The organism is Ruegeria sp. AM2, assembly GCF_056540685.1.
Genome location: NZ_JBQFXE010000018.1, coordinates 22,713 through 32,472, shown reverse-complemented (window position 1 = coordinate 32,472; position 9,760 = coordinate 22,713). Strand labels below are relative to the sequence as shown.

At 55.3% G+C, this 9,760-nt stretch carries 10 protein-coding genes; 5 read left to right on the top strand and 5 right to left on the bottom strand.

Features of this window, described 5'->3' with window-relative positions; all coding sequences use genetic code 11:
- Positions 1-122: 122 nt before the first annotated feature.
- The 4 genes from ACR0CR_RS19970 to ACR0CR_RS19955 all read right to left on the bottom strand — a co-directional run bounded on the left by ACR0CR_RS19970 (position 123) and on the right by ACR0CR_RS19955 (position 3,606).
- Entirely contained in the window at positions 123-968 is an 846-nt protein-coding gene (locus tag ACR0CR_RS19970) for a hypothetical protein (protein WP_480498625.1), read from the bottom strand.
- A gap of 59 nt (positions 969-1,027) precedes the next feature.
- Positions 1,028-1,936: an AfsA-related hotdog domain-containing protein gene (locus ACR0CR_RS19965; protein WP_480482921.1), complete on the bottom strand. Its 909-nt coding sequence runs from the start codon at positions 1,934-1,936 to the stop codon at positions 1,028-1,030.
- Entirely contained in the window at positions 1,860-2,471 is a 612-nt protein-coding gene (locus tag ACR0CR_RS19960; protein ID WP_480482923.1) for a hypothetical protein, read from the bottom strand. The genes ACR0CR_RS19965 and ACR0CR_RS19960 overlap by 77 nt, the downstream gene beginning before the upstream one ends.
- Positions 2,472-2,661: 190 nt before the next feature.
- Positions 2,662-3,606 carry a LysR family transcriptional regulator gene (locus tag ACR0CR_RS19955; protein ID WP_480482924.1) on the bottom strand — a complete coding sequence of 315 codons (945 nt, stop codon included), beginning with the start codon at positions 3,604-3,606 and terminating at the stop codon, positions 2,662-2,664.
- A 47-nt stretch (positions 3,607-3,653) separates the two neighbouring features.
- On the opposite strand from ACR0CR_RS19955, the gene ACR0CR_RS19950 reads away from it, so the two are divergent.
- From ACR0CR_RS19950 to ACR0CR_RS19930, 5 genes are all read left to right on the top strand, one after another.
- Positions 3,654-4,637 carry an aldo/keto reductase gene (locus ACR0CR_RS19950; RefSeq protein ID WP_480482926.1) on the top strand — a complete coding sequence of 328 codons (984 nt, stop codon included), beginning with the start codon at positions 3,654-3,656 and terminating at the stop codon, positions 4,635-4,637.
- Positions 4,634-5,032 (top strand): carboxymuconolactone decarboxylase family protein, encoded by a 399-nt coding sequence (locus ACR0CR_RS19945; protein WP_480482928.1) that lies wholly within the window; start codon positions 4,634-4,636, stop codon positions 5,030-5,032. The genes ACR0CR_RS19950 and ACR0CR_RS19945 overlap by 4 nt, the downstream gene beginning before the upstream one ends.
- Positions 5,033-5,050: 18 nt before the next feature.
- A complete protein-coding gene (locus ACR0CR_RS19940; RefSeq protein WP_480482930.1) occupies positions 5,051-6,238 on the top strand; it encodes an MFS transporter in 1,188 nt (395 codons plus the stop codon).
- Positions 6,239-6,304: 66 nt separating this feature from the next.
- Positions 6,305-8,035 (top strand): asparagine synthetase B family protein, encoded by a 1,731-nt coding sequence (locus tag ACR0CR_RS19935; protein WP_480482932.1) that lies wholly within the window; start codon positions 6,305-6,307, stop codon positions 8,033-8,035.
- On the top strand, positions 8,019-8,879 hold the full coding sequence (locus ACR0CR_RS19930) for a hypothetical protein (RefSeq protein WP_480482933.1): 861 nt from the start codon (positions 8,019-8,021) through the stop codon (positions 8,877-8,879). Before ACR0CR_RS19935 ends, ACR0CR_RS19930 begins: the two co-directional genes overlap by 17 nt.
- Before the next feature lie 259 nt (positions 8,880-9,138).
- Here ACR0CR_RS19930 and ACR0CR_RS19925 read toward each other — a convergent pair whose 3' ends face one another.
- Complete coding sequence (locus ACR0CR_RS19925) at positions 9,139-9,747, bottom strand: HAD family hydrolase (protein WP_480482935.1); 609 nt, start codon at positions 9,745-9,747, stop codon at positions 9,139-9,141.
- Between the last annotated feature and the right edge of the window lie 13 nt (positions 9,748-9,760).

Here is a 9,760-nt window from a genome sequence, read left to right as displayed (position 1 = left end):
ACGCGGTGCATGGCTGCTGTTACCTCTTGAAGAAGCACTGTAGCTTTTTGTTGGTCTTCCATCTTGAAAGTCGAGATCTGAACGACTGGCATGAATTGTCCTTTCTGATCGGAAATACGGGACTAGGCCCGCGTCTGGAGATCTTGAAACATTGGTTTTGGGAATTTGAGCTGCGCATGGATGTCGCCACCCAAACCATAGCGGCCAATCGCGCCGCCATGGCTCATTTGGCTGCTCATCCAAAGCACGACCACGTTGATAACGCGGTTTCCATCAGGGCGGTCCGGCCCAGGAAAAGGATCGGGCAGAGCGGCTTCAAAAGTTGCCGCCCCAGAGCTGTCGGTCACGAACACATTTGGTACACCCAGTGGCCCGGGTCGTGTAGGGCCCGCGGGATCAAGATCGTGCTCACGCAGTGTCATAATCGTATAGAGTGCTCGCGGCAGCAAATTGGCGAACTCGAAGGTAAAGCGTGCAATGCGTGCTTCATCTTCGAGTGTAATGCGAAGCTTTCCTTGAGCTTGAATCCAGTCGTGTAGTTTCACCGGGCGTTGGAGCTGCCGGCCATGTTCAGGACGAAGGTCTGGGATGGGTGCTTCGTGAAACGGATAGCTTGGCCGCACATCGCTGTTCGCATCAGGATATTGCTGAGGCGCGAACACCATTGGGTAGTTGTTACAAGGCAACGGCAACGGCAATGTATGAAGCACTTTGTCGGCAAGGTGCTGCGGCAACGGAATGTCGGGCGAAAAAAGCTCCAGGATCTTGTACGGCGCCTTTTCACCGAAATCTGGCACCGTACTTTCGGGCGAGACGATAGCGCCCGTCCAATTCGTTTCGACACGGTCATCAATAGAATGGTTTATCGCGCCAATAACAATGAAATTGCCATCTTCGTCCATAATCTCACTCGGAGGATAAAGGGGCCCCTGTGTCGTCACTGACAGGTCGTAGGTTGTTTGTTTCATATCAGTTCGGCCTGGTTACGCCCGGCGCACCCGAAAGGTGCGCCGAGCAAATGGTCGGTTTAGGCAGCGCGGGCAGAAGCTTCAGAGTTTGTACTTGCGAGCGCACATTTTGCGGCGTCGAGCGCCAGTGTGGCTTCTTTTTCCGAGATGACCTGATGCGAATAGACGGTGAAGGCATAGCCAACGCGCGTGCGTGGCTCACCGCCTTGGATAAAGTCCATTTCGACCTGATATTTGTGGCGCCGTTCGTTCACGTCGCTCGACAAAACCCGATACTCAATATGTGCAGGTAAAGGGAAAACGAACCCATTGAACTCGGTTGTCATGGACGTGATGACAAAATAGGTCTTCTCTTCCATGTCAGTCAGCAGATATTTTTCAGTCACGGCGAGGAAAGATTGTCGCGCGGCTTCAACCAATAACATTCCCTGTATGTGCTGACCTGTCTGATGATCGCCCATCAGCTCACACCCGTGGTCGATTCGAAGATCCAGGGAATAGGTGTCTTCAGCGACTTTTGTCGGGCTACCGATCAATGTATTGCAAGATTTTCGTTTATGCGAAAATTCTGCGTCTGCGCGATCAGACAGATTTCGAAACAGAGTCGTATCCCATCTGCTGCCTGCCGGGTCTTGTACCGTGATCTGCTGGAGGAGATCGGCAATCTCAAGATCAGAAAGACCCTGGCCGGGCAGCAATCGCATCGGGCCTGACAGCATGTGTTCGGGCAAAGACAACATTGCGCGAAGTTGGCTCAGCGTCACTGCGGGTTTGTCCGATGTGAACTCCGTGAATTCGTCGGCAACAACGATCAGTGTGCCGAAGGTCAAGATTTTATCGGTCATAGCAAGTCTCCAGAATAAGTTGTGATTAATCTTCTCATCACCCGATTCAGGCTGCGAGTTTGGCGGTGTCCGCGTAGATTTTTGTATAGAGACCGTTGGTACCGCCGGTGATGTAACGATCACCGGCCTGCTGCACGATGGTACTGTAGCGCTCGGAGGAAAAGACTGCGGTATATGTTGCGGGGTCCACAGAAAAACCTGAAACAAACATAACGCCGGGTTGGCCGCTGATGACCGAATGATAGGCAAGAAAACTGTCCACCGTATCGGCATTGCGGACGACGTCAAAGATTGTCTCGTCGCGCCACTTGAGATAGGCGGCGTGCTCTTCGGGCTTTACTTCTACATGCCGTAATTGGATGTAAGGCGTGTCCGGCAGCATGCCGCCGCATTGTTTGGGCGCCTCGACGAAATCAAGCATCTCGCGGCGGATATCGCCACTTAAGTATTTTGCAAAATCAATTGCCACAGTGCCCAGCCGCCCACGCAACGCATTGAGTGCTTCCGCCGCATCCAGCTGTTCCAGCGTGACCACCTCGTCAGCTTCGAGCGCAACCAAGGTGCGACCGTCAACCATCGGCGCCAATGCGGCCGCGAGGTTCGATGCAGCGCCGGGCTTCGCGGGGTAGCGCGAAATCAATAGAAGTTCTGCGGACATATCCATCTCCTTGTTTCATGACGCTGGAGAGGACTGGCCAGTTTGGGGGGGAGCTATGCTGCCAGCCTACACCTCAGCGTTGTGTGAACAGAGATAGTGTTTTCCCAATTTGGAATCATTGGAGAATAATGCAAACGGGTTTTCCATTATCGGAAAATCTAGGAAGTCGCCGTCAGTTGTTGCTCAGGCCTCAGTATCCACGAAGACGCGCCCGACTGGAGACCACCAGATCGCTAAGAAAGTCCGCAAGGGCGCGCGTTCGGCGTGATTGCGCCAAATCGGACTGAAGCACCAGATATATCGGCTGATCGATTCCAATATCGGAGTCAATGCAGGTCAGATTTGCATCCTTGGCCAGGAAATGCGGTAGGACGGCCAGGCCCAAGCCGGCCGCTGCGGCCGATACCTGTGTCGAGAGCGAAGTCGTGATGATCGCCGGCGACCGGCCGCGGAGCACGCGTTCAACCCATTGTGCAGCAGGCAGATGGGCCTGCATCTCGCCCCAAGCAATGAATGCATCCATCTCGTAGCTGCCGCGATCCGTGCTGACTTGACGGGCTTTGACATAGTCGCTGCTTGCGTAGAGCCCATAGCCAAGGGTGCCCAGACGCTTGAGGGTGACGTTGCCGCGTTGCGGTTTGACCATGCGCAGCGCAAGATCGGCGTCACGGCGATGTACGTTAACGGTCGTGATATCGGTCACGACCTCGACCATTAAGCCGGGATGTCTGGAACGGAACTCGGGCAGCGCGGGAATAATCAATCCACTTGCAAGGTTTTCTGCAGTCGCCAAGCGGACCTTACCGGCCAACTGCGCTTGCTGCCTTGCGCCACTGCTCAGCGCCAGGGCCGCCGCCTCCATCGCCTCAGCTTTTTCGATAAGATCAGTGCCATCTTCGGTCAGCTGGTAACCCGTCTGATGCCGGACGAACAGGGGAACGTCCAACGCCTCTTCCAGCCGGTTTATCCGACGTGAAAGTGTGGCAATGCCGATGTTCAAGGCGCTGGCTGCCATGCTGAGCGTGCCATGCCGCGCCACGGCCAGAAAGGCCCGAGTGTCATCCCAGACCAACCCTTTAACATCATGCTTTCCGATTATGGAAATCTCGTTGCCATTATTCGGTAGTTTTTCCATTCATGACGTATGCCATGCTCGTCTCCTGATATTCAAGGAGGTCTATCATGCAAAAACGTAAACTTGGGCAGGACCTTGAGGTATCGGCCATCGGTCTTGGGTGTATGGGGATGAGCGAGTTCTACGGGCCACGCGATGATGCTGAATCACTGGACGTTCTGGCGCACGCCGTAGAGCTCGGGATCGACTTTTTCGACACTGCCGATATGTATGGGCCGCATCACAATGAAGAGCTTATCGGGACATTTCTGCATGAAAGCGGTGCAGATGTGCGTGTGGCCACGAAGTTCGGAATCGTCCGCAATCCCGGTGAATACAAGCGCAGCCTGAACAATCGCGCGGACTATGCCCGCGCTGCCTGCGACGGGTCCCTGCGTCGATTGGGGGTCGATCACATAGACCTCTACTACGTGCACCGAGTAAATGCGGAACAGCCGATTGAGGCAACGATGGAAGGTTTGGCGAAACTGGTCCAAGAGGGTAAGATCTCTCATATCGGCCTGTGTGAAGTCAGCGCAGAGACATTGCGAAAAGCGCATGCGATACATCCTGTCACCGCAGTCCAAACAGAGTTTTCCCTCTGGTCGCGGCAAGCTGAAGCTTCGATCCTGCCTACCTGCCGTGAACTGGGCGTAGGCTTCGTGCCCTACTCGCCGCTTGGCCGCGGCTTCCTGACCGGGCGGTTCCAATCTACCAACGAACTTGAAGAGGATGATTTTCGAGCTTCACTGCCACGCTTTGCCGAAGAGGCTATCGATCAAAACCTCCGCATCGCCGACGTGATCGCTGATATGGCTACCGAAAAGGGCTGCACCTCCGCGCAGCTCTCGCTCGCCTGGCTCTTGGCGAAAGGGGATGACATCGTCCCGATCCCGGGAACCAAGCGTCGACAATACCTGAGCGAGAATGCTGGTGCCGCATCGGTTGAACTGACGACGCAGGATTGTATCCGGCTCGAAAGTGCGGTCGCGCGGGTACCTGTGGTTGGCGAGCGCTACACTCCAGAAGGTATGAAGGGAGTGGACGCATGACCAACAGCCCACATGATACTGACCGCCGAACACGCGCCTTAGCCTTGCTCGAGCGGCTGGAAGCGGGCGCGCCCGCACGTGTGACCGCCAATCTCGATGCGTTCGATGTCGATGCAACCGAACTAATTCTCGGGTTCTCTTTCGCTGACGTGGTTGGTCGGGATGGAATAGATATCAGAACCCGCGAAATGCTGACGGTAGCGATGCTCGGGGCCAAAGGTACAGCACCCGGCCAACTAGATTTTCACATACGCGCAGCGATGAATTGCGGCGTGAGCCGGCAGGAAATTGTCGAGATCATTTATCAAATCGCAGTTTACGCGGGTGTACCCGCGGCGATGAACGCCATCGCCTCAGCCCGGAAGGCGTTTGAGGCGCTCGAAACCTCATCGTAGAAACGGAGTTCACAAACTATGCCCCAAGACGTTCAGCGCGCCGATTACCGCGCTTGGCTGGCTATTGCCGCACTCGGTACTGGCAGCTTTTCCATTGTAACCGCTGAGCTCGCGCCGATTGGGCTTCTCTCCCAGATAGGCGGCGATCTGGGAGTGCCTACCGGACAGGTCGGCCTGATCGTGACGCTCTATGCCTGGATTGCCGCGGTCGCTGCAATCGCGTCTGCGGTCTGGCTCGGTTCCGTACCGCGGCGACCGCTGCTGATCGGGTTAATGACAGTCCTCGCAGCATCAGGATTTGCGGCGAGCCTGTCGGAGAGCTTTGCGTGGCTTATGGGGGCTCGGGTTCTGGGCGCTATCGCCCATGGCGCATTTTGGGCAATGATTGGAACACTCGGAGCTCAGATCGTACCGGCCCGCCAGGTGGGTCTGGCGACCTCCATCATCTTCGGTGGTGTGTCAGTCGCTAGTGTGCTGGGCGTACCGTTTGCCAATTTGGTCGGCATCGAGGCAGGCTGGCGTATCGCATTCCTGGCCATTGGCATGCTGTCGTTAGGCATAGCGCTCGCGATGTGGATCACCGTGCCAACGGTGCAGGGCACCGGCAATGTAGGAGTGCGACCGCTGATCCGTATCTTGTCAAATAGCCGTTTCCAAAGAATTTTTGCGGCCACGCTTTTTGCCGTCACAGCACACTTCATGGCATATACCTACATCGAACCCTTTCTTACGGGGGCAGAGGAGGTTTCGATCCGGGCGGTCGCGCCTTTGCTATTCACCTTTGGAGCCGCTGGCATCGCAGCAAATATGGTGACCGGCGCACTGATCGATACGTGGCTCAAAATGATTGTGATGGTCTCACTGCTTCTGGCCTGCGGAGCGCTAAGTGCGTTGACTCTCTTCGGAGCCAGCATCGGCACAATGGGAATTGCCCTGGTACTTATCATCTGGGGTGGCGCGATCGCCGCAATCCTTGTGGGTCTGCAGACCTGGGTTTTGAAGGAAGCAGGCGCAGATGCCCTCCAGGCATCGGCTATCTATGTTGCGCTGTTCAACGGCGCAATTGGTCTCGGGGCGGCACTCGGGGCGGGTCTGCTTGAGACCACTGGCCTATCCAGCCTATTCCTTTGCGCTGCAGTGTTGGTTTGCGTCGGCTTCATATCAATTGCGGCGCTTCGCGAACCTCAAACGACCCCGGCTGAATAAGTCAGCATCTGCTGTCGCAAGACTGATCATCACGAATGACGACATGAGGATTTCTTTATGTGTAGAATGTTTGGTGTGTTGGGAGCAGGAGAAGGGTATTCGCCCCTTTCAGCTTTGCATCGGCTTGTACCTGGTGGTCCAGATGAGCAAAATCTTCGCTGGGGAGATGGTTGGGTGCTGGGCCATACTCGTCTGGCCATCAACGGTGTCCTGAACGGAAGCCAGCCCTATACTTCCCCAGGCTTGCACGGCCTGTTCGTTGGGGAAATCTACAATTACAAAGAGCTGGCAAGCCGGTTCGGGATTTCTCTTTCAACGTCAGGTACAGACGGAGAAGTCATTCTGCCGCTCTTCGCAAAATTTGGTCCCGACTTTGTCCGACACCTTGAGGGCATGTTCTCTATTGCCGTCATGGATGTTCGAGATGTTACCTCGCTCTACCTCTACACGGATAGCTGTGCGATCAAGCCCGTCTATTACGTGCAAAAACAAGACACCTTGGGCTTTGCATCGGAGATCGAGGGGCTGCCGAATTTTAAAGACGATGACAGGGAGATCCATGCCAGCGCCTTTGATCGGTATGGTGCTTATCGCGCCATGTTGGGGCGACAGACCATTTTTCCGAACGTCAAGGTGTTGGAGCCAGGGACGTATCTGACCTTCCGGAACGGCAAAACGGAGGTCAATGAATACACTCCGAATGCAGTCTTTTTTGCCGAGGGCGCAGCTACAGCGAGGGATTTCGAGCAAGACTTTGGTCTAGGCGTCAAAAAAACACTCATGACGGATGTCCCGGTCTGTACAACTTTGTCTGGCGGACTTGATTCAAGCTTGGTTGCAACACTGGCGTCCAAAGACCCCAGAATGACCCATGCTTACAACGTGTGGTATCAGGGCAACTGGAAAGAAGACGAGACCGCCTACGCTCGGGAAGTAGCGGCCGCCTCAGGTCTCGAATACCAGCAAGTTACGGTTCGGCATGATCGCTTCCCCGATCAGATTCAGGCAATGTGTCGGTCTCTGAGCCAACCAAATGCAGCCGCGCATTGTCTCAGCACGTTTGCGCTCTACGAAGCCATCGGCAAGGCAGGGTTCAAAGTCGCCTTGGTTGGAGAAGGTGCCGACGACTTCTTTGGCGGCTATGATCGCATGTACGACATCGCAGTGAGCGACGGTGACGATGTCGCGATCAATTCTTACGTGTCAGATTTGGCGGCAATCAAACCGGATCTTCGAACGCATCTCGTCACTAACGACGCGCGAAACGATAGGCTCGGCGAAGAATTCACCGATTTCCTACACAGCCTGCCAGGTGATAGCCTTATCCGAAAGGTATTGCACTTCGAAGCGCACCACCGGTTGCCTTACTACATTCTGCATCGAGTCGACGCGCTCAGTATGGCGAATTCCGTCGAAGCACGAGTGCCGTTCTGCTTGCCTTCGGTCTATCGCCATGCGCTTTTTGCCAAGGACAGTGACCTCATTGGGGCCGGCCGAAGAAAGGCACCTATCTATCGGGCCGGATCATCTGTGCTGCCAGCCAGCGTCATCAACAGACCCAAACAGCCCTTCTTGTTGCCAATCGCGGGTATGTTCCAGCCAGGCTATCCCGTGTATGAGCTGCTGATGGACACTATTGCGACACCGACCGTGACGGCACCCATCGTCAACATCACAGCGCTGCGCGAGATGGTCGAGCGCAATCAGCGGTCTCCGTCCAACAAACTCGGAAACACCATCTGGGCGTGGTTGATCTTCGAACTCTGGGGACAGGAGCACAATGTTCGAATTGGATGAACGGCAACAGTCTGTCGCCTTAATGGTTCTCTGTCCCATTAGCCTGGCGCTGATGGGGTACGCCGTAAAAATGAGTAGCCAGCTGCCCGTGGCATTGGTTTTGCTGGCCCGGTTTGGCATTTCCGCGCTTGTCTATTCCGCATGGCTTGGGATTCGAGGCTTCAACTTTCGCAAAATTCGACCGTCGAGACATATCTTGAGAACGGCACTCGGCTTTTCCTCGGTCGCCTGTTTGTTTGGTTCGATCTCGTTGATTCCATTGTCAACGGCCCTCTGCCTTTCCTACACGGTGCCAATTTTCTCTTATGTGATTTCTGTCTGCATAGGGCAGATCATAGCCGATTTTCGGTTTCTCTATGTCACCGGGGCCGTGGCGGCAATTGCGATGATCGTGCAGCCCTCTGCCGATGTCAGCCCGTTAGGGGCGCTACTGGGGCTTGCCTCAGCGTTCTTTGGCGCCTTGGCTCTGTTCGAGATCAAGAGAATTTCCAGCACGGAAGGCTCGGATGCAATTCTTGTGATGTATTTTCTCTACTCAACACTTGCATTGCTTCTGTTCTCTTTCCTCGCCACTGATATCAACGGTCTGCAACACAACATTGCGGTATCGGCCCCTGCTTTGATCGGCGTGGGGTTGTTTGGATTGCTTTACCAGTTCAGTCTTGTCGGCTCCCTGAAATTAGCGTCCGTAGCGACAGTCTCGCTCGCCTTGTTGGCGGCGATCGCATTTGGTTATGGCATCGACATCGTGGCCCTCGGGTCACGGGTCAGCACAGGGGCTTTGTTGGGAACCGCACTTTTGGCCGCGTGTATCGGTGCGTATAGTCAATCCAGTCAGAAATAGAGGGTGTTCCGATCAGGATAGCGCCAAACACACACAAGGCGATCCTGATCCAACAGTGGTCGTTCATACAACGCGCAGCATTCCGAAGATTGGGCTCACAGTCAGATTTCGCTGCGCTTTGCTTGACCGGCCGCTTTGTAGAATTCGCAAGGGCATTAAGCGTTCCGATATTTGAGGTCTCCACGCTCAATGCCCTTGCTACCGTTGCTCTCAGATGTTGACCGAAGGTCCACGGTAGATATTTCCGGCAAGATGAACGTCATCCCGGCTGCATCGCCACAACCAGCTCATCCACATGCAGCGCCCTCATTCCCGCCACCTGCGGCCCCTCGATGTCAGCTCGCACTGAATCCCCGATAAACAACACGCTGTCCGGCTCAAGCGCCAACCGCTCCAGAACATGGGCATAGATTTCCGGTTCAGGCTTGATGGCTCCCACTTCATACGAAAACACCTCGACATCCGGCGGATCGGGCAAGGCACGGCGCACAGCCAGACCGAAGGAACTGGCGAGATTGGAACAGATCGCCAGCCGCAACCCTTTGGCCTGCAACAGCCCCCAAATCTCTGACATGCCGGGGCGTATCGTGACAGACGCCACCTCTGACAACTCCCGAGCGTATATATCCAGCGCCATAATCGGATCGGCATCAGCAACATACACGTCCAACCAATCGGCGATGGGTCGCGGTTCCCGCATTAGCCGATGTTTCAGTTCAGCCCGTTTGCTAGGCGGCACTGCTTTGAACAATTGCCGGACCGCACCGCGTTTCTCGGTGATCTCGACCAGCGTTCCGAACGCATCGAAACAAACCGCCTCGATCCCGTCGAAGACGGGCGGCAGGTCAATGACTGAGGCCTGGGTCACGATCTATCTCCCT

Coding starts and splice junctions, on each gene's coding strand:
- ACR0CR_RS19970 (WP_480498625.1), bottom strand. CDS start 968: ATGAAACAAACAACCTACGACCTGTCAGTGACGACACAGGGGCCCCTT.
- ACR0CR_RS19960 (WP_480482923.1), bottom strand. CDS start 2,471: ATGTCCGCAGAACTTCTATTGATTTCGCGCTACCCCGCGAAGCCCGGC.
- ACR0CR_RS19955 (WP_480482924.1), bottom strand. CDS start 3,606: ATGGAAAAACTACCGAATAATGGCAACGAGATTTCCATAATCGGAAAG.
- ACR0CR_RS19950 (WP_480482926.1), top strand. CDS start 3,654: ATGCAAAAACGTAAACTTGGGCAGGACCTTGAGGTATCGGCCATCGGT.
- ACR0CR_RS19945 (WP_480482928.1), top strand. CDS start 4,634: ATGACCAACAGCCCACATGATACTGACCGCCGAACACGCGCCTTAGCC.
- ACR0CR_RS19940 (WP_480482930.1), top strand. CDS start 5,051: ATGCCCCAAGACGTTCAGCGCGCCGATTACCGCGCTTGGCTGGCTATT.
- ACR0CR_RS19935 (WP_480482932.1), top strand. CDS start 6,305: ATGTTTGGTGTGTTGGGAGCAGGAGAAGGGTATTCGCCCCTTTCAGCT.
- ACR0CR_RS19930 (WP_480482933.1), top strand. CDS start 8,019: ATGTTCGAATTGGATGAACGGCAACAGTCTGTCGCCTTAATGGTTCTC.